This is a genomic window from Cutibacterium avidum 44067 (assembly GCF_000367205.1).
Taxonomy (GTDB): Bacteria; Actinomycetota; Actinomycetes; order Propionibacteriales; family Propionibacteriaceae; genus Cutibacterium; species Cutibacterium avidum.
Window position 1 is genome coordinate 495196 of sequence record NC_021064.1, and the last position, 19602, is coordinate 514797.

The 19602-nt window shown below is 65.0% G+C and carries 16 protein-coding genes; 8 read left to right on the top strand and 8 right to left on the bottom strand.

What is annotated here, in order from left to right; all coding sequences use genetic code 11:
• From PALO_RS02285 to metG, 4 genes are all read left to right on the top strand, one after another.
• Positions 1–414 carry a cytidine deaminase gene (locus PALO_RS02285; protein ID WP_015582247.1) on the top strand — a complete coding sequence of 138 codons (414 nt, stop codon included), beginning with the start codon at positions 1–3 and terminating at the stop codon, positions 412–414.
• A complete protein-coding gene (locus tag PALO_RS02290; RefSeq protein ID WP_015582248.1) occupies positions 411–1331 on the top strand; it encodes an RNase H family protein in 921 nt (306 codons plus the stop codon). Before PALO_RS02285 ends, PALO_RS02290 begins: the two co-directional genes overlap by 4 nt.
• Positions 1332–1387: 56 nt before the next feature.
• The gene (locus PALO_RS02295; RefSeq protein WP_015582249.1) at positions 1388–2638 is read left to right on the top strand and encodes a polysaccharide deacetylase family protein; all 1251 of its coding nucleotides are present in this window, start codon (positions 1388–1390) and stop codon (positions 2636–2638) included.
• 85 nt (positions 2639–2723) lie between these two features.
• Complete coding sequence (gene metG, locus PALO_RS02300) at positions 2724–4508, top strand: methionine--tRNA ligase (protein ID WP_015582250.1); 1785 nt, start codon at positions 2724–2726, stop codon at positions 4506–4508.
• A gap of 108 nt (positions 4509–4616) precedes the next feature.
• Here the strand turns inward: metG and PALO_RS12755 are convergent, their stop codons facing one another.
• From PALO_RS12755 to PALO_RS02330, 6 genes are all read right to left on the bottom strand, one after another.
• A complete protein-coding gene (locus tag PALO_RS12755; protein ID WP_231097278.1) occupies positions 4617–5138 on the bottom strand; it encodes a 3'-5' exonuclease in 522 nt (173 codons plus the stop codon).
• Between the two features lie 729 nt (positions 5139–5867).
• A complete protein-coding gene (locus tag PALO_RS02310; RefSeq protein ID WP_015582252.1) occupies positions 5868–7520 on the bottom strand; it encodes an MFS transporter in 1653 nt (550 codons plus the stop codon).
• A 101-nt stretch (positions 7521–7621) separates the two neighbouring features.
• A complete protein-coding gene (locus tag PALO_RS02315) occupies positions 7622–8140 on the bottom strand; it encodes a uridine kinase (RefSeq protein WP_015582253.1) in 519 nt (172 codons plus the stop codon).
• Positions 8141–8405: 265 nt separating this feature from the next.
• Positions 8406–10265: a DUF2207 domain-containing protein gene (locus tag PALO_RS02320; RefSeq protein ID WP_016665961.1), complete on the bottom strand. Its 1860-nt coding sequence runs from the start codon at positions 10263–10265 to the stop codon at positions 8406–8408.
• A gap of 794 nt (positions 10266–11059) precedes the next feature.
• On the bottom strand, positions 11060–12736 hold the full coding sequence (locus tag PALO_RS02325) for a phospho-sugar mutase (protein WP_004808893.1): 1677 nt from the start codon (positions 12734–12736) through the stop codon (positions 11060–11062).
• Positions 12737–12762: 26 nt separating this feature from the next.
• Positions 12763–13575 carry a purine-nucleoside phosphorylase gene (locus PALO_RS02330; RefSeq protein ID WP_015582255.1) on the bottom strand — a complete coding sequence of 271 codons (813 nt, stop codon included), beginning with the start codon at positions 13573–13575 and terminating at the stop codon, positions 12763–12765.
• A gap of 177 nt (positions 13576–13752) precedes the next feature.
• Between PALO_RS02330 and PALO_RS02335 the strand changes: the two genes are divergently transcribed.
• Entirely contained in the window at positions 13753–15132 is a 1380-nt protein-coding gene (locus PALO_RS02335; protein ID WP_015582256.1) for an NAD(P)H-quinone dehydrogenase, read from the top strand.
• Between the two features lie 88 nt (positions 15133–15220).
• On the opposite strand, the gene PALO_RS02340 is transcribed toward PALO_RS02335, so the two are convergent.
• Positions 15221–15943, bottom strand: coding sequence for a hypothetical protein (locus PALO_RS02340; RefSeq protein WP_177166372.1), 723 nt, complete (start codon positions 15941–15943; stop codon positions 15221–15223).
• Between the two features lie 56 nt (positions 15944–15999).
• Positions 16000–17769, bottom strand: coding sequence for an acetyl/propionyl/methylcrotonyl-CoA carboxylase subunit alpha (locus PALO_RS02345; protein WP_015582258.1), 1770 nt, complete (start codon positions 17767–17769; stop codon positions 16000–16002).
• A 66-nt stretch (positions 17770–17835) separates the two neighbouring features.
• Between PALO_RS02345 and PALO_RS12455 the strand changes: the two genes are divergently transcribed.
• The 3 genes from PALO_RS12455 to PALO_RS02355 are packed head-to-tail and all read left to right on the top strand — an operon-like array spanning position 17836 to position 19530.
• Complete coding sequence (locus tag PALO_RS12455) at positions 17836–18006, top strand: hypothetical protein (protein ID WP_155242756.1); 171 nt, start codon at positions 17836–17838, stop codon at positions 18004–18006.
• Between the two features lie 10 nt (positions 18007–18016).
• Entirely contained in the window at positions 18017–18535 is a 519-nt protein-coding gene (locus PALO_RS02350; RefSeq protein ID WP_036902000.1) for an NUDIX hydrolase, read from the top strand.
• Complete coding sequence (locus PALO_RS02355; protein ID WP_004808887.1) at positions 18532–19530, top strand: magnesium transporter CorA family protein; 999 nt, start codon at positions 18532–18534, stop codon at positions 19528–19530. The genes PALO_RS02350 and PALO_RS02355 overlap by 4 nt, the downstream gene beginning before the upstream one ends.
• Positions 19531–19602 lie beyond the last annotated feature (72 nt).

The following is a 19602-nucleotide window of genomic DNA, read 5'->3' on the forward strand; positions in this document are numbered from 1 at the left end:
GTGGACGTCAACTGGGAGGCGCTGCGCCGTCGCGCCCGTGAACTGACCAAGCGTGCCTATGCGCCGTACTCCCACTTCCCGGTGGGCGCGGCCGGACTTGCCGAGGATGGTCGCGTCGTCGTCGGGTGCAATGTCGAGAACGCTGGCTACGGTGTCACCCTGTGTGCCGAGTGCGGGTTGATCAGCGACCTGGTGGCCGGGGGAGGGGGACATCTCCTCGCCTTCTGTTGCGTCGATGCGATGGGGACGACGATCATGCCGTGCGGACGGTGTCGTCAGCTGATGTGGGAACATGGCGGTCCGACGATGCTCATCGACACCCCGGCAGGGGTGCAGACGATGGCCGAGGTGCTCCCGCAGGCATTCGGCATCGACGACCTGGACCGAGTAACCAACCAACAGGAGAAGTCATGATCGTGGCCGCCGCCGACGGGTCTTCCCTCGACAACCCGGGACCAGCCGGCTGGGCCTGGTACATCGACGACGACACCTGGGCTGCGGGCGGTTGGCCGCGCGGCACGAACAACATGGGCGAGCTCATGGCCGTCCTCGACCTGCTGCGTTCCACCGGCGGCCTCGGTGAGCCGTTGACAATCCTGTGTGACTCCCAGTACGCCATCAATTGCTGCACCAAGTGGATGCCAGGATGGAAGCGCAAGGGGTGGCGCAAGGCCGACGGAAAACCCGTCCTCAACCGTGACCTGCTCGAGCAGATCGACGTCCAGCTGCGTGGGCGTGACGTCACCTTCGAGTGGGTCAAGGGGCATGCGGGCCATGCCCTCAACGAGGCGGCGGACGTGCGAGCTCGGGCCGCTGCCACCGCTTTCCGGGACGGCACCCCGGTCGACCACGGACCGGGGATGACAGTTGCCGACGATTCCCTCTCGGCCGGATCGGACCGGTCTCAGGAGGCCGTCGAGGCCCAGTCGGAGCTGTTCGACCTTCCGCCTGCCCCCGCCAATCCCGACCAGGTGCTCACTGTCGAACTCGTCGCCTTGGAGCGCCGACTCGTCGACCCCGACCCCTACCGGCGTCAGAGGGCGTTGACCGAGCTGCTCGACGAGGACTTCGTCGAACACGGGGTGAGCGGGAGGATCTGGACGAGGGGCCGTGTGCTGGCCGAGGCCCGAAGCCAGACACTCGGAAGCCGTGTCGGCATCGAGGCGCTGGGCGTGGTGAGGCTGTCCGAGCAGACCGTCCTGCTGCGCTGGCGCCACAGGTCCGGGGCGCGGGAGTCGTTACGCGCGTCGCTGTGGCGGCGCGGTCCCCATGGGTGGAAGCTGATTTTCCATCAGGGTACGGTCGTACGCGATGGTGGGGGATATCGGTAATACACACATCTGACACCATGAGGTGACCGTCCTATCTTTGATCGGGGAGCGTGGGCATGGTGCACAAGCGGTTCTCGAGGCGTGACTGGTTCATGGGGGCCACCCTCATGGCTCTCACCGGATGCGCGGAGAAATCCGGCGAGAGGGTCTCGAGCGGCTCGTCCGGCGAGGAGTCCGGGGCGTCGACCGCCCCGAGTGGGACGCCGACCCGCCGAGGGGCGGCTCCCGGGTCACCGACTCCCACGACCTCGCCGACCTCCGTGACCTCTCCCACCCGTGTCGACGACTGGCAACCGGTGCGCGAGCACTGGGCCGAGCCCGATCTGGAACCCTTCCACGGCACCGTCCAGCATCTGTTCATCCACCAGATCATCCCCTTCCCCCGCATGGCGTTCGCCAGCGAGGAGGGGCAGGACTTCGACGACTGGTACATCACCCGGTCGGAGGCCATCGCCCTGATCGACGAGCTGCGCGCCCGTCACTACGTCCTCGTCTCGCTGGCCGACTGCTTCGTGCGTCGCGGTCACGCCGTGGTGCCCAACCCCGAGCTGCGCGTGCCTCGCGGTCACAAGCCCCTCGTCCTGTCGATCGACGACCTCAGCTTCAACCGTTTCCTCCTGGGCAAGGGGTTCATGGACCGGATCATCATCGACTCGACCGGGCACCTGTCGAGTATCGGCAAGGACCCGTCGACCGGCAGGCAGTTCGAGGAGCCCACGAACTGCATCGTCGGACTGCTCGACGGGTACCTGCGTGCCCATCCTGAATTCAGTCTCAACGGGGCGGCCGCGACCCTGGGGCTCACTGGGTACGAAGGCATCCTGGGTTACCGGACTGACCGTCACGAGCGCAACCGGGCCGCCCAACAGGAGGCCGTCAAGCCCATCATCGCCCTCATGAGGAAACGGGGGTGGACCTTCGCCAGTCACTCCTACGGACACATTGACCTGGGTTCGAAACGGATGACCCGGGAGTGGGTTGCCGATGGCACCGCCAAATGGAAGCGGGAGGTCGGCGAACTCCTGGGCCCCACGTCCCTGTACATCACCCCGTTCGGTTCTCTGGCCGCCTTGGACGGCCCCCTCATGAAGGTCATCCGCGAGACTGGTTTCGACGTCATCTGCGACGTGTCCGACGGCACGACGGTGAACCAGCGGCCCGACCTCGGCCTCGTCGTGCAGAGCAGACTGCACGTCGACGGATACGGGATGCGTCACACCCCCCACATCTACCGGGACTTCTTCGACGTCGACAAGGTCTTCGACCACCATCACCGGCTGGCCAAGTGGGGCCACCACCACTTGTGACGGCCCACCGACGCCTGTGACGTCGCGGTGACGCCGGCCGCGGGACGATGCGGCCGCGAGGGTGCGTTCCGATAGACTTCGCACCATGTGTGCCAACATTCTTGCCGCCGTCGCGTGGCCCTACGCCAATGGGCCTCGACATATCGGCCATGTGTCCGGATTCGGTGTCCCCTCTGACGTCTTTGCCCGGTACATGCGAATGTCGGGCCACCGAGTTCTCATGGTCTCCGGCTCGGACTGCCACGGCACCGCCATCTCGGTCAAGGCTGATCAGGAGGGTCTCACGGCCCAGGAGTGCGCCGAGAAGTATCACCGCATCATCGCCTCTGACCTGCAGGGCCTTGGCCTGTCCTACGACCTGTACACCTCGACGATGACGGACAACCACGCTCACGTCACCCAGGAGATCTTCACCCGCCTCCACGAGAACGGCTACGTCGTCAAGAAGGCCGAGATGGGTGCTTTCGAGCCGTCCACCGGTCGCACCCTGCCGGACCGTTACATCGAGGGCGCCTGCCCGATCTGCGGGTACGACGACGCCCGCGGTGACCAGTGTGACGACTGTGGTCGTCAGCTCGACCCGGCCGATCTGCTGAATCCGCGTTCCAAGACCACCGGGGCCACTCCCGAGTTCCGCGAGACCGAGCACTTCTTCCTCGATCTCCCCGCCCTCGCCGAGTCCTTGACGGCTTGGATCGACACCCGCACCGATTGGCGTCCCAACGTTCTCAAGTTCTCCCACAACCTCCTCGAGGAGCTGCGTCCGCGCGCCATCACCCGTGATCTCGACTGGGGCGTCAAGGTGCCGGTCGAGGGCTGGGAGAACGAGCCCATGAAGCGCATTTACGTGTGGTTTGACGCCGTCATCGGCTACCTGTCGTCCTCCATCGAGTGGGCCCGGCGCATCGGCAAGCCAGATGCCTGGCGCGAGTTCTGGAACGACGATGACGCCCGCTCTTACTACTTCATGGGCAAGGACAACATCGTCTTTCACTCCGTCATCTGGCCCGGCATCCTGCTGGGCACCAACGGACGTGGTGACAAGGGAGGCGAGCCCTCCGCGGAGCTCGGCATCCTCGACCTGCCGACCGAGATCGTCTCCAGTGAGTTCCTCACCATGAGTGGTTCGAAGGTCTCGAACTCGCGTGGTGCCACCATCTTCGTCGGGGACTTCCTGCGTGAGTTCGGACCAGACGCCCTGCGTTACTTCATCGCGGTGGCCGGCCCGGAGAATCAGGACACCGACTTCACCTGGGAGGAGTTCGTCCGACGGGTGAACTTCGAGCTGGCCAATGAGTGGGGCAACCTCGTCAACCGGTCCATCTCGATGGCCTTCAAGAACTGTGGCGAGATCCCGGCTGCCGGCGAGCTGACCGACGCCGATCGCGAACTGCTGGACGCCTCGGCTGGCGGATTCGAGACCGTCGGGGACCTGCTGGCCCACGCCAAGTTCAAGGCCGCCATCACCGAGGCTATGAGGATTGTCGGACTGGCCAACGCCTACATCTCCGCCCAAGAGCCCTGGAAGCTCAAGGACAACCCGGAGCGCCGCGACACCGTGCTGCACGTGGCTCTTCAGGTCGTCAGTGACGTCAACACCATGCTCACCCCGTTCATGCCGCACTCGGCCCAGAAGATATACGAGGCGCTGGGGGGCGAAGGCGTGTGGGCGGCCCAGCCCGAGCTCGTCGAGACCGACGGTGCTGCCCCCATCCTCATGGGTGACTACGCTTCGGAGAAGGCTTCGTGGGGGCGTCGCGAGATCGCGGTCGGAACCCTGCTGGCCAAGCCCAGCCCGATCTTCCGCAAGCTGGACGCCAAGCTTGCCGAGACTGGTCCGGAATGGGCCCCGGTCAACCCGCAGTCCTGATACACGGATCTGCCAAAAACCGACGATGGCAACGTCACCATCGTCGGTTCCGGGCAGTTTCTGGCAGCTCCGTGTAGTACCCGGCGGGTACCGGCTGGGGGCGAGAGGTCAGAGTTGGCTGGCCAGTCGCTGCAATTGGCAGACGATGAGGGCGCACGCCTCGGCGTCGGAGTCCGCCCGGTGGTGATTCAGGTGGTAATTCGGTTCACAGGCCTGAAGCACCGTCGGAAGCTTGTAATTGGGCAGACCACGGATGAGGCGTTGGGCCGTCCGGTAGGAGCAGAAGAACGGGGACGGCAGGGTGACAGTGCCGAAGTACTCGTCGAGCTGGCGCCACACCCGGGAGTCGAACATGGCATTGTGGGCGTAGACGGGGGAGTCGGCGACAAATTCCGAGATCTCGTCGGCTATCTCAGGCCACATCGGGGAGTGCTGGACATCTGCCGCGGAGATGCCGTGCAGGTAGGTGAACTGGAAAGCGTCCCATCCGGGAGGAGGACGCAGCAGGGAGTTGAATCGGTCGACGATTCGGCCTTCACTCACCCTGACCATGGCGAGCTGACATGCGGACACCCCGCCCTGCCGGTTGGCCGTCTCGAAGTCCACGGCGACGAAGGTGCCGCAGGCCATCTGTTCCGGTGAGGGAATCAGTTTGGAATGTCGGGGCGTCCGTGTCGCGCGGCCCTTCCGGATGGGGGCCACGGCGTGCGGCGCCGGGGGTTGACTGACGACGGTCCAGTCCAAGGACATGGTGTCCTTCGTCCGTCTGCCGGCTTCCACCAGACGTCTCCATTCCTCGTGATATTCCGTGGCGTCGCGGCCCTCCACCTTGGCCCACAGTTCCTGGGCCCTGGCCCGACGTTTCCACAGGTCTAGGTGTTCGTCGATCCGGGAGGACTCGATACCCAGGTTGAGCCAGAACTCGATCGTCCGCGCCTCCTCGGGGTAGTACCTCATTCGGCGGAGGATCTTCGCCACCTCGATGACCCAGGACTCGTCGGCGGTGTCAGGGGCCTCCTGCGCCATCGAGAACATCGAGAACATGCATCCGGATGCCAGGACCAACGCCTGTTCGTAGTCACCCTCACGCTTGAGGGCCGCGATCTCCTGACGCCACCGGCCATTGTCTCGGCCTCGGTACATCGGGACAATTCGGTCGGAGTCGTCCACCATCGCGGAGAGATCGCGAAGGTCTTTCGGTGTCGCACGCTCGGGATGACGCAACAGCCTGCGCAGCCACTGCGGCACTGTCATGCTCGATGCCATGCTGAACGCCCTTCCAGAAACCATCACCGGTCAGGTACGACCAAGGATTCCGCTCAGGGTATTCCTCGGGGCCGACAGCGTCCCCGTGAGTTGTCACGCCTCCTGCTTGTGAGCCTGACGCATGACCATGAAGGATCCGAGCAGACCGAGCATCAGGAAGAGTGCGGAGAACCCGATCGACCATGCCGCCGCGTGTGCAAAACCAGTCTCGAGGCCGTGGATGACGGCGTCCCGGGCGTCACCCCGTAAACGAATGAACGGGCTGTCAGGAGAGGCGTTGCGCAGCCCGGTGATGGCGGATCCAGCCGAGTCCTGGGTGGCCCGGACCAGCTTGTCGAGCACCTTGGTCGGCACACCGCTGATCGAGGACACCTCGTCAGGGATGGTGTGGCTCATCGCAGAGCCAAGGGCGGACCCGGCGATCGCGGCACCGAAGGCCGAGCCGAGCTGACGCACCGTCGATTGGGTGGCCGAGCCCGCTCCCGAGTGCTCCTGGGGAATGTCATGCAACACCGTCGAGGTGAGCTGAGCCGATGCCAGGCCGAGGCCAATGCCGTAGACCACCAGGGTCAGCATGACGAACCACGTCGATGCCTGGGCGCCGACCGTCCAGGCCAGCAGTCCGACGCCGACGACCTCCAGGGTCAGTCCGAGGACGACGACGCCAGGAGCTCCCACACGGGCTGCCAGGTGACGGGCCGAGGCCCCGGAGAAGAAGGCACCCAGGGCCATCGCGGCCAGCACGACACCAGTGCGCACCGTCGACAGACCGACTGAGTTCACCAGGAACAGGGGCAGTACGAACATCAGCGAGAACTCACCAATGGCCACCGTCGCGGCGGTCAGGTTGCCCCAGGAGAAGGTGCCGACACGGAACAGGGTGAGGTCGATCAGGGCGTCGCGGCCGACCTTGGCGCGGTGGTTCTCCCACCCGATAAACAGTGCGATGAAGACCAGACCGATGGCGATCGCCCACGGCACCGGGGACATCGACCAGCTCTCCGGCCACGACCAGCCGAAGACCTTGAGGGTCTCCTTCTTGGTCCACCAGCCGAGCGAGGTGGCCTCGATGAGGCCGAAGACGAGCAGGCCGAAGCCGAGGGCCGAGGTGAGCAGACCGTCGACGTCAACGCCCTTCTCGGCCTGCTTGCCACGAGTCTGTGGCACCCATGCGGCGATTCCCGCCAGCACGAGCAGACCCAAGGGCAGGTTGACCCAGAAGATCCAGCGCCAGGAGGCGTACTCGGTCAGGACTCCACCGAGCAGCGGGCCGAGAGCGGCCATACCGCTCATGACGGCGCCCCAGATGCCGAAAGCCGCGGCGCGGTCCTTGCCCTGGAACAGCGAGTTCACCGAGGACAGGGTGGACGGCAGCACCAGCGCACCACCAACACCCTGGACGGCGCGCGAGGCGATGAGTGAACCAGAACCGGACGCCATCGCGGCGAGCAAGGAGCCTCCGATGAAGAGCACGACACCGGCGGCGAAGGTGGTACGACGGCCAACCCGGTCACCGAGACGCCCGGCGCCAAGCAGCAGAGCGGCGAAGATGACGTTGTAGATGGCGTTGACCCACTGTGCATCAGTGAGGTTCAGGTTGAGGGCCGAGATCATCGTCGGCAGGGCGACACCGACAATCGTCCCGTCCAGGATGATGAGTGAGAGCCCGGCGGCGAGGACGGCGAGGGCCTTCCAGCGTCCGGGGACGGGTTGGGCCGCGGTGGCGGCGGAGGTGCTGTCTGTCACGGCATTCCTTTCGACCCCACCGACACTACGGAGCACAAGGCTCCTCGGCATCGATCAAAAGGTTGAAAAACCCTCCGGCACTCAGTCCATGGTGACTGTGACTAGTCCATGAGGGCCGCGACGGTGGCACTCGCCCGTCTCATACTCATCGGCTGGAACCCCATGACAATGGCCCGTGATCGCAGCGCAGGCTCTGCCTGGCACAGGGCCAGACCGCGACGAATTAGCACGGGTGGGGACTTGCGGTGCTGTCGCAGATCGCGGATGAGACGACGGGCGAAGTTGAACCAGCGGGGACGATCCAACCAGATGGGCAGGACCTCCATGCCGGCTCGCAGGCACGGATCGAGCAGGTCGAGGGCGAAGATCCCCTCGGCGACGACGGCTGTCGCATCTCCCACATCGACGACGTGGGTGCCATCGGCCCGAGACCTCGAGATGTCGTAGCGGGGAACGACGGTCTGCCCGTCGGCCGCGAGCTCACCGAGGGCTTCCACAGCCGCTGGAAGGTTCCAGGAGGCGACGTCGTCCCAGTCGACCATGCCGCGTACCCGGGGGAGGCCGGGCTCGTCATGATCGTGGTAGAAGTCGTCAAGGCGCAGTTCAGGCAGCTCAGCCATATGGGTCAGACGGGATTTCCCGGCCCCTGAGGGTCCTGCCAACAGGATGATCGTGCGCGCCACGGCTGATCAGTCTATCGGCAGGCCCATCATGACCATGGAGCGCCCACGAATCTGCCGACGATGGAAGGGGCAGCACCGCCTCAGGGATTGGTCTCGCAGGGCTCTTGCCGCCAACCGCATGGCGTGGCTCAGTTTCCTGGCGAATTCGCTGATCCCGGTGGCACGGTGTCGTCGCCCTCGACCACCATGGGAGTCCAGGGTGTCACCAGCTTCCACCGCCCCCACCGCCGAAGCCGCCGGAGGATACCGAGGAGAATCCGGAGCTGGAGCTCGAGGTGCTGGACGACGCTGCTGCCGTCATGGACGACGACATCGCTTCGGTCATGTCGTTGAAGGCCGAGGCGAAGGATTGGTTGTGGTGATATCCGTAGCCGTAGCCGTACAGCGGGTACCACATCGGGTCGGGGGACCAGCGTCCCTCAGCCTCGAGCTGTTCGAACAGGGTGACCCAGCGGTCGACGATGCCGAAGGCCGCGGCCCAAGAAAGGTAGGCCGAGAAGATGTCGAGGTCCTCCTCGATCTGGATCTGCTCCGCCTCGATGGTGGCCAAGTAGTCGCGGAATCCCCGCACCTGATCGGTCATCGCGGTGCCCAGAGCGCTGCGAGGTGGTCGGACTTTCCGGGACAGGCCGAGGAAGAGGATGCCGGCCACGAACGTGACGAAGGTCAGGACGAAGTAGACAATGGCGCTTCCGCCTCCGAGCAGGAAGGGGAATCCGGAGACGAACCCGAGTATGCCGAGGATGATCAGGGCGACCCCGATGGCGACGATCCCGAGCCGTGCCTGGCGATGGGACTTCGTGAAGTAGCCGGCCTGGTCGTTGAGCTCGTCGAGGTCCTTCTTGGCATTCGGCAGCGCAATGTTGCCATTCTGGCGACGCAGTTCTCTGGTGGTGATGCTGTTGCCGCTGCCGATGAGGGAACCGAGGAGACGAGCTTCCCAAGGCGCCAACGAGTCCTCCCCGCGCAGCCAGTTGAACCGCCACTCGGGCTTCTTGAACACCAGGCCGGAAGGCTCTTCCTGGTTAATTGACAGATGGTGCCGAGCGACAAGGTCGAGCATGCCGGCGGTGACGGTATTGGTGTCGGCATTGCCGTCGAGGAGGGCTCCTGCTTGTGCCGGGGTGATGCCAGCCGGCGGATGGACGAGGATGGGCCCCTCGACCTTTCCGCGTCGACGCCGGACCTGCTGCAAATCAGGTGCCGGAATGAACCCAGGGGCTTCGTCGGCAAACTCCATGTCGCGCTTGCGGAACAGGGACGCCCCGAGGCCGATGAGGCCTAGTGCAACGACGGCGACAATGTAGGGGATGACGGTGAGGTACTGCGGGAGGTCGGCCCGAGAGCCCGATGTGACCTCGCTCTCCTCGGTCACCGTGGCGTCAGCAGCGGAGGTGAAGGTACCGGCAGGGACACCGGCCACCACCCGCCAGGTCGTGTTGGCATCAATCTTGCGGGCCGAGAAGGTAACGGTTTTCGTGCCCGTTGAGGAGGTGTCGCACTCGCCGTGCTCGACCTCACAATAGACCCTCGTCACATTGGCGGGTGCCGTGATGGTCACCTTGGAGTTGTCGACGGGAACGTCCACATTGGTGAAGATGCGCCAGTTGATCTCGTCGAGGTGAGATTCCTTGTTGTCCCGACCGATGAGACCGTGAACCATGTAGGTGATCCGGTATTTCTGCGTACCGGTGACGGTCCGGTCCTTAGACCCAATGCGCAGCTGTAGTGCGCCGCCATTCTCCTCGTGGAGGTTGGCCGGAGCTCCCGACGGGCTCGAGGCATGAATGTCACTGTAGGTGACATGGCGGACGTGGCCGGGATTATCGGTGAGTGACTGTCTCGTGACGAAGGTCAGGTAAGGCCCGTGTCTGTCCGCGTCGGCGAAGTCGTAGGTGAGGTCAAGGGTGACTCGAGCGTCGCCGTCTCGATCAAGGGTGGCGTTGACGTTGTAAGCCGTGATGCGTTCGTCGCCCTGGGCCTGGGCCGGAACGGCCGGTACCACGGCGACAAAAAGCGTCAGCAGGAATGCTGTTAATACGGCGAATGGGGTACGTCGCATGGAATCAGTGTAAGGCACCCCAATTCGACCGACACCCTTTCTGAAGAGGAGTGGTGGTCAGTGAGTGGACTTGGGGATCGCTATCCGAGATGTTTTTCGTCTCCCAGGTGACGGTGGTGCCGCTGACCTGATGACCATTTCCCGTGGTCCCCCGGAAGCATCCTCGTCGAGATTGACCTGGGCATCCCCACCAGCGTCGAGAACGGTACCGGCGTCATATTCGGTGATGCGTGACAGCTCGACGGAATGGGTCATCGGGGGCAGACGGTCGGTAGGAAGGAGAGCTATCACGGCACACCGGGGATGTCGCATGATCGACGATGTAGGAGCAAAGGGTTCATTCGCCGCGTACAAGTGACCTCACACGGTGAGAAAGGGGAATCTACCGGTGGCTATTACGGCTTACGTGGAAGGACCCTTTTCATGGGTTCTGATCCGGAGCCACTGCGCTCATACGTCGAGCATCCCCAATGGTTACGGTACCGCTGAATACCTTCTGGGACACCGGCCTGTGCCCCTTCGACCGCCCGGCGATGGCTGATCCGGACGGGGAGGCCGCCCCAGGACGGCACCCGGATCGGCGAGGCCGCCATGGCTAGCCGGACACAAGGACGAGATGATCATCAGCGTCGGCGAGAACCTCGTTCCCCGCCCAGGTGGAATCCCCCTCTCATGTTGCCGAGTCCATCGTCGTCGACCAGCTGCCCATGACCCCGACCGGTGAGAAGGAACACGCCGACCCGGATCGAGTCCGGGGCGGCGACATTGTGTCGGAATTCCTTGTCAGAATCGCGTCAGATCCCGAGCGCCTTGGCCATCTCCTCGCGCAGAGTGATCATCTCGGCGTCCAGCGTGGACTTGGCAGCCGGCAGGTCGGCCGACGACTCCTCAGGAGTTGCCCGCACCTCGAGGTAACACTTGAGCTTGGGCTCGGTGCCGGAGGGACGAGCAACGACGTGGACGCGAGGTCCAGCCAGCTCGATGGCGTTCTGCTGGGGCAGCCCGGACCCATTGCTGGGGTCGTCGAGGTCGCAGACGTCGACGGGGTCGCCCAGCAGGGTGGCCGGAGGCTGGCTGCGCAGACGGTCCATGGCGTCGGAGATGATCGACATGTCGGTGACGCGCACGGCCAGCTGGCTGGTGCGGTGCAGACCATGGGTGGCCCAGATCTCGTCGAGTCGCTCCGAGATCGTGGTGCCGGATGCCTTGAGCTCACCCACCAGACGCATGATCGTCGCCAGGGCCGTGATGCCGTCCTTGTCCGGCACATGGGAGGGGTCGCAACAGTAGCCGATGGCCTCCTCATAACCGAAGACGAGGCCGGGAACGCGGCCAATCCACTTGAAACCGGTCAGGGTCATCCGGTGCTCGCGTCCTGCTGCCTTGGCCATGCGTCCCAGACAGGTCGACGAGACCACCGAATTGGCGTAGACCCCGTCCAGACCACGACGCAGGGCGTCGTCACCCAGCAGGGTTCCGAGCTCGTCACCGGTGAGCATCCGCCAGTCACCGTCGATGACGGCGGCAACGGCACAACGGTCGGCGTCTGGGTCAGAGGCGATGACGACGTCAGCGTCATGCCTGCGAGCCTGGGCGATGGCCAGGTCGATGGCGCCCGGCTCCTCGGGGTTCGGGAAGGCCACGGTGGGGAAGTCCGGGTCCGGGTCGAGCTGCTCAGCGACACCGACGAACTCCGGCAGACCGGCCGTCTCGACGAGGTGACGCACGACGCGGGTTCCGACACCGTGCATGGCGGTGTAGACCCAGGTGACGTCCGGGTTGGCCGTGGTCAGTTCGGCAGCACGGGCGACGTAGGCGTCGATGAGTTCGTCGCCGATGAGCTCGATGTCGTCACCACGCGGGATCGCCCCGACAGGATCGGCCGACACGACCTCGATCTCGTGGGCGATCTCGGTGTCGGTCGGAGGCACGATCTGGGAGCCGTCACCCAGGTACACCTTGTAGCCGTTGTCGGCCGGCGGGTTGTGGGAGGCGGTCACCATGACGCCGGCAACTGCGCCGTAATGCTTGATGGCGAAAGCGGTCACCGGGGTCGGGATGGGGGAGTCGGCCAGCAAGGCGTGGAACCCGGCCCCCGCCATGATCTCGGCGGTGTCCCGGGCGAAGACGTCAGAGTTGTGCCGGGCATCGAAACCGATGACCACCGACCCCTCCTTCTCGCCGTGGGCACGCAGCCAGGCCGCGAATCCGGCAGCCGCACGCTGGACGACGACTCTGTTCATCCGGGACGGTCCGGGTCCGAGAGCGGCACGCAGGCCAGCGGTACCGAAGGTCAACGGGCCGGAGAAGGCCGACTCAACGGCCGCGACGGCCTCGGAGTCACCGCGCTGGGCACGGGTGAGCAGGTCGGACAGTTCGGTGCGGGTGGCCTCATCAGGGTCCTGGTCGAGCCAGGACTGAACCTGGGTGACGAGTTCGGGGGACAGCCTCTCGGGTTGTGTGGTGGTCATGGTTCCTCGATGGGTGTGGGAGTGGATCAGATGGCAGCCGTGATGTCAGCGAGCAGACCCGCCAGCCGGGGAGCGGCCTCCTTGCCAGCGGCAATGACCTCGGCGTGGTCCAGCGGGGCGTCGGTGGCACCAGCGGCGTGATTGGTGACCAGGGACAGGCCGAGCAGGTCGAGTCCGGCTTCCCGGGCGGCGATGGCCTCAAGCGCGGTCGACATGCCGACGAGGTCGGCGCCGATGGTGCGAGCCATGCGGACCTCGGCAGGGGTCTCATACTGGGGGCCGCGGAACTGGGCGTAGACGCCGGTCGGGGTGCCCGGGGAGACCTTCTCGACGACCTCGAGCAGTGCCGGGGTCCATGCCCTCGACATGTCGATGAAGGTGGCGCCACGCAGCGGGGTGGCACCTGTGAGGTTGATGTGGTCGCGAATGGCGACGACGGTTCCCGGACCCCAGGACGGGTCGAGGCCCCCGCAGCCATTGGTGAGGATCATCGTGCTGGCGCCAAGAGCCGCGGCGGTGCGCACTCCATGGACAACCGGTTCGACTCCACGTCCCTCGTAGAAGTGGGTGCGTCCGGTCAGAACGACGGCGGTCCTGCCGGTGGGCAGCTTGACAGCAACCAGGTCGCCGCCGTGCCCGGCAACGACCGGTGTCGAGAATCCAGGCAGTTCGCCGAGCGGGATCCGTCCAATCGTCTCGCCAAGGTGATCAACCCCGGCGGACCAGCCCGAGCCGAGCACGAGGCCCACATCGACGCTGGTGAGCGAGAGGCGGGAACGGATGGCATCGGCAGCATCGCGGGCGATGGCCTGGGGATCGGTGAAATCCGGTGTCGTCATGGGGTCAACCCTAGAGGTTTTCGCCGATCCGGGCGCGCGAACCCCCGGCCCATTCGCAGCCGTCTTCCGAGTCCGGAGGAGCAGCGTCGATACGTGTGTTGGAGCAACCTCATTGTCGGGGTAAGCAATTTCTCTCGATGTCAACAGAAATCTCGCCATGGCTGAAAGAATGCGGTCATGACGTCCATGGTGATCATTGGAGCTGGGCCCGGGGGCTATGAGGCCGCCAACGTCGCGGCGGCAGGTGGCGTTGACGTCACCGTCGTGGAAGAAACCGGCATCGGAGGAGCTGCCGTCCTCACCGACTGTGTTCCCTCGAAAACCCTCATTGCCACTGCCGAGGCCACCGCGACCCTGCGGCGCGCACCCGAGCTCGGCCTTCGCCAGACCCACAAGTTCGAGGTCGATCTCGACGCCGTCAATTCCCGTGTACGCCGTCTGGCCCAGGCCCAGTCCGACGACATTGGCCGCGGCCTGGAGCGCAAGGGGGTGCGCATCGTCAGTGGTCGTGCCCGTCTGGCCGCGGGCGCTCCGGGCCACCTGCACCGGGTCATCATCAATGATGACGAGATCATCGACGCCGGCATCGTTCTGCTCGCCACCGGCACGACCCCGCGTGAGCTCCCGGAGGCTCGCTGCGACGGGGACCGCATCCTCACCTGGAAGCAGGTGTACTCGATGACGGAGATCCCCGAACACCTCGTCGTGGTGGGATCGGGTGTGACAGGTGCTGAGTTCGCGTCGGCCTACGACTCACTGGGATGTCGGGTGACCCTGGTGTCCTCGCGTGAGCAAGTGCTCCCCGGCGAGGACCCCGATGCAGCTCGTGTGCTGCAGCAGGTCTTCGAATCTCGCGGCATGCAGATCCTGTCCCGCTCTCGCGCGGTCTCTGCGGTGCGTGACGGTGATGGCGTCGTCGTCGGTCTCGAGGACGGCCGGACCGTGCGCGGATCCCACGTCTTGATGGCCGTCGGATCAACGCCGAACAGCTCGGACCTCGGCTTGGAGGAGGTCGGTGTTGCCGTCGGTCCGCGTGGCCACATCACCGTTGACAAGGTCTCGCGCACCAGCGTGCCGGGCATCTATGCTGCCGGAGACTGCACCGGCGTCTTCGCCCTGGCATCCGTGGCAGCCATGCAGGGGCGCATCGCCGTGTGGCACGCCCTGGGCCAGGCCCTCCAACCCCTCGACCTGTCCTTGGTGTGCTCGAATGTCTTCACCTCTCCCGAGATCGCCACGGTGGGTGTGACGCAGACCGACGTCGACTCCGGAAAGGTCCAGGCCCGATCCACCCGACTCGACCTATCGACCAACCCGAGGGCCAAGATGCAGGGAATCCAAGACGGTTTCGTCAAACTCTTCTGCCGTCCTGCCACCGGCAACATCATTGGTGGCGTCGTCGTCTCCCCGCGGGCCAGCGAACTCATCCATCCGATCTCGGTCGCGGTGGCCGAGCGGATCCCCGTCGACGCCTTCCAGCACGACTTCACCGTCTACCCATCCCTGTCGGGATCGGTGTCAGAGGCTGCCCGACGGTTGCAGAACTTTGTGGAGTGACGTCGTGGTGTGAACCTGCCACGAGACACACCGTGAGAAGGACCCCTCGACGAATCGCCGAGGGGTCCTTCTGAGGATCGACAAAGGATCAGAAGTCGTCAAAGAGGGCTGAGAAGAGCCCCAGACCAACAAGGCCGAGACCACCGACGGCCAGTCCGCTGATGACTGGGTCGGACTCATACCGGCGGTAGTAGCCCTGCACCCACGGCGCGTAGTCCGGGCCAGCCTGCCAGTAGGGCAGCTGGGCGCCATTGACGTCGACGGTGCGGATCCACGGGGAGCGCCCCTGTTGGATGCGCTGGGCGTCGGCGGCGCAGGCCGGAACCTTGCGCGCGACTCCGCCGTCGGGGGAGTACATGACGTCAGTGGTCGACGGGCCATGAGCCGGGTCGAAGAAGCACGGCGGACGCACCTCAGGAATCGGCTCGCCATTGGCGCGGGCCTGCACGCAGGCGATGGAGTGACGGCCCTCCTCGAGGGTCTCAGTGACGAGCGGGATAGAGCGGGTGCCCTTGTCCTGGGCCATGAGTGTCTTGGCGCGGTCGTAGCAGTCCAAGGCCGTGTTCCAGTCCTTGCGGCCCTCGGCCGACACCTCCTTGCCGATCATCTCCATGTCGAGATCGCGCAGGGCCTCGCCAAAGGTGGTGACGTCCTCCTCGGTCTCCTGGCGCATCTGCGAGACCTTGGCCTCGATGGCTTTGGCGCGTCGGGCCTCCACCTCGCGGGACTGACGCTGGGCACGCATCAGTGATGCCGTCGTTGCCACAAGTCCCACGAAGAACAGCAGGAAGAGCAGGAGGTCACCGGACATGATCACCAGAATGCTCTCTGAAATGGACACTCACAAGAAAAATCACGCTGCAAACCTCACTCATCGACGATCTCACAGATGACCTCGCCCGAGGCGACCGTCGAGCCGACCGTGGCATTGAGGTCACGGATGACGCCCGAGCGGTGGGCGGCCAGAGGCTGCTCCATCTTCATGGCCTCCATGACGACGATCTGGTCGCCCTCGTTGACCTGCTCGCCCTCGACGACATTGACCTTGACGATGGTTCCCTGCATCGGGGATGCCACCGATGTGCCGGTCGCCGCGGTGTGACGTCCCGCGCGGTTGCGACGGGTGGGGCGACGAGACTTCGTGCTGGGGGCCTGACGGGCGCCGTGCAGGGATGCCGGGATGCGCACCTCGACCCGCTTGCCGTTGACCTCCACGACAACCTCGCGAGGGGGCTCGGTGTCGGCGGACTCGCCCAAGGAACCGGTGTAGGGCTCGATCTTGTTGTCGAACTCGGTCTCGATCCAGTCGGTGAAGACGCCGAAGTGACCGTCGGTTGCGGTGAAGGCAGGGTCCTTGACGACCGCACGGTGGAAGGGGACGACAGTCGGCATACCGTCGATGACGATCTCGTCGAGGGCCCGGGCGGCGCGGGCCAGAGCCTGCTCTCGGGAGTCCCCCGTGACGATGAGCTTTCCGACGAGGGAGTCGAAGGCTCCCGGAACAGTCATGCCGGAGTGGTAGCCCTCGTCAACGCGGATACCGGGGCCACACGGCGGCTGCCACGAGGTCAGGGTGCCAGGCGCAGGCATGAACCCCATGCCGGGATCCTCGGCGTTGATGCGGAACTCGAAGGAGTGGCCGCGCAGTTTCGGATCCTCGGGCTCGAGGTGGCCGCCCTGGGCCACGTGGAACATCATCTGCACCAGGTCGACCCCGGCAACCTCCTCGGAGACCGGGTGCTCCACCTGCAGACGGGTGTTGACCTCGAGGAAGCTGATGGTCCCGTCCAGGCCGACGAGGAACTCGCAGGTTCCGGCACCGACATATCCGGCCTCCTTGAGGATGGCTCGGGAGGACTCGTAGAGACGGGTCAGCTGCTCGTCACTGAGGAACGGCGCCGGGGCCTCCTCGACGAGCTTCTGGTGACGACGCTGCAGGGAGCAGTCACGGGTCGAGATGATCTGCACGGTGCCGTACTGGTCGGCGACGCACTGGGTCTCGACGTGACGCGGCTTGTCGAGGTAGCGCTCCACGAAACACTCGCCGCGTCCGAAAGCAGTGACGGCCTCGCGCACCGCAGACTCGTAGAGATGGATGACCTCGTCCATCGAGCGAGCGACCTTGAGGCCGCGACCGCCGCCTCCGAAGGCGGCCTTGATAGCGATCGGCAGGCCGTGTTCCTTGGCGAACTCGACGACCTCCTCCGGGCCGTTGACCGGGTCGGCGGTGCCGGGAACGAGCGGGGCGCCGACCTTCTGGGCGATGTGACGGGCCTGAACCTTGTCGCCGAGAGCCCGAATGGCCTCCGGCGGCGGGCCGATCCAGATGAACCCGGCGTCGATGACAGCCTGGGCGAAGTCGGCGTTCTCGGAGAGGAACCCGTACCCGGGGTGGATCGCGTCGACCTCGGCCCGACGGGCAATGTCGAGGATCTTGTCCACGTCAAGGTAGGTCTGAGCAGGGGTCACGCCGTTGAGGGCGAAGGCCTCGTCGGCAAGCTTGACGAACAAGCCCTCGGAGTCCGAATCCGCATAGACAGCCACGCTCGTAATACCGGCGTCCTCGGCGGCACGGATGACGCGCACCGCGATCTCGCCACGGTTTGCGACGAGTACCCGTTTGATGGTCCTGTCCACGGTTCCTCCGATCGGCTCTCGGGGCGGGTGCCCCTCACGGCGAGTCTAAAGGGTCAGCGTTCGTCCATGGTCACTGTCCACGCCTTCTGGTTCCGAAAGTGCCGTATCGACGTCGCGTGGTACACCCGGAAGATCCGATGGCAACTGCCCGGTGTGGTGGCAGCTCCTGCTCGGATTACCGGGATTGCCATCGCGAATGCGCCGCGAGGCCGTCGTGACGGCTCACTCGGCCGCTAGCCTGACGGTCATGGCGACACCGCAGTTCATCGTGGACCTCAGACGTCACATCGGTCATGACCCGTTGTGGCTGTCCGGTAGTAGCGCGGTCGTGCTGCGCCAGGGGCCACGCGGACCCCAGGTTCTGCTCGTCAAACGTGCCGACACCGGAGCATGGACACCGGTCTGCGGAATCATCGAGCCGGGGGAGAGACCTGACGAGGCCATCCTTCGAGAGATTCGGGAAGAGACCGGGGTGACGGCGGAGATCGTCCGCCTGGTCCGTGTCAATGTCGCGGCCCCCATCACCTACCCCAATGGCGACCGCTGCCAGTTCCTCGATCACGACTTCCTGTGCCGATGGATCAGCGGGCAGCCGCGAGTGGGTGACGACGAGTCCAGCCAGACCGGTTTCTTCGACGTCGACGACCTGCCCGAGATGGCCCCGCGTCATCGCCGTCGCATCGAGACCGCGCTGCACTCGTCTGACCACGTCATCTTCAGCTCGGATGGGGATGACGACGGCGCTCTACGTGAGGAGACCCCATGAGTCTTTCCCACCTCTCCTCCCGGGTGTGGCAGCACGGGAAGGTCGTTGCCGAATCAGTCCCCCTGGAAACTCTGAGCGACGAACTCGCCGATGATCAGACACTGAGCTGGTATGACCTCACCGCTCCCGATCGCGAGGCCATCGACACCCTTGCCGACGAACTCGATCTGGAGTTCCACACCGTCGAGGATGCCGAGGCCCCCGGCGAGCGTCCGAAGGTCACCCGCTATCCCGACCATCTCTTCCTGACGACCTATGCCGCGACGATCGGCGAGACGAATGACCCCAACAGTCGCCTCATCGTGTCACGGGTCTCGGTGTGGGTGTTCGAACATGGCGTCGTCAGTGTCCATCGCGACGACCTGCCCGAGGTCAAGGAGATGCTCAACCGCCTCGACGCCAACCCCGATCTGGTCTCGAACGGCCCGATGGGCATCGTCCATGCCATTCTCGACGTCCTCGTCGACGGTCATTTCGACGTCGTCCAGCACCTGGACGACGTCGTGGAGCTCGTCGAGGATCAACTCTTCGACGACTCGATTGACACCCAGAAAGTGCAGTTGCGGGTGTATCGGCTGCGCAAGGAGTTGGTGCAGTTTCGTCGAGTCGTGCTCCCGATGCGCGAGATCGTCTCGACAATCAGCCGTCCGAGCAGGGAAGCCATGGCTGTTCCCCGGGTCCTCGAGCCGTACTTCAACGATCTGTACGACCACTCCATGCGCGTCTCGGAATGGTCCGATTCCCTGCGGGACCTCGTCGCGACGATCTTCGAGACGAATCTGTCCATCCAGGACGCCAAACTCAACACCGTCATGAAGAAGTTGGCCGGGTGGGCTGCCATCATCGCCGTCCCAACCCTCATCACGGGGTGGTTCGGACAGAACGTTCCCTTCCTGGGTGATGGCCGACCGTTGGGGTTGTGGATCTCCGTCGGGCTCATCATCGTGTCGAGCCTCGTGCTGTACCTGGTTTTCCGTAAGGAAGACTGGATCTGAGGAGACCAATAGGCGTCTGACAGTGCAGAACTCTCGTCCTCAGATTGCATCAATTAGGTAAGACTGCATGCC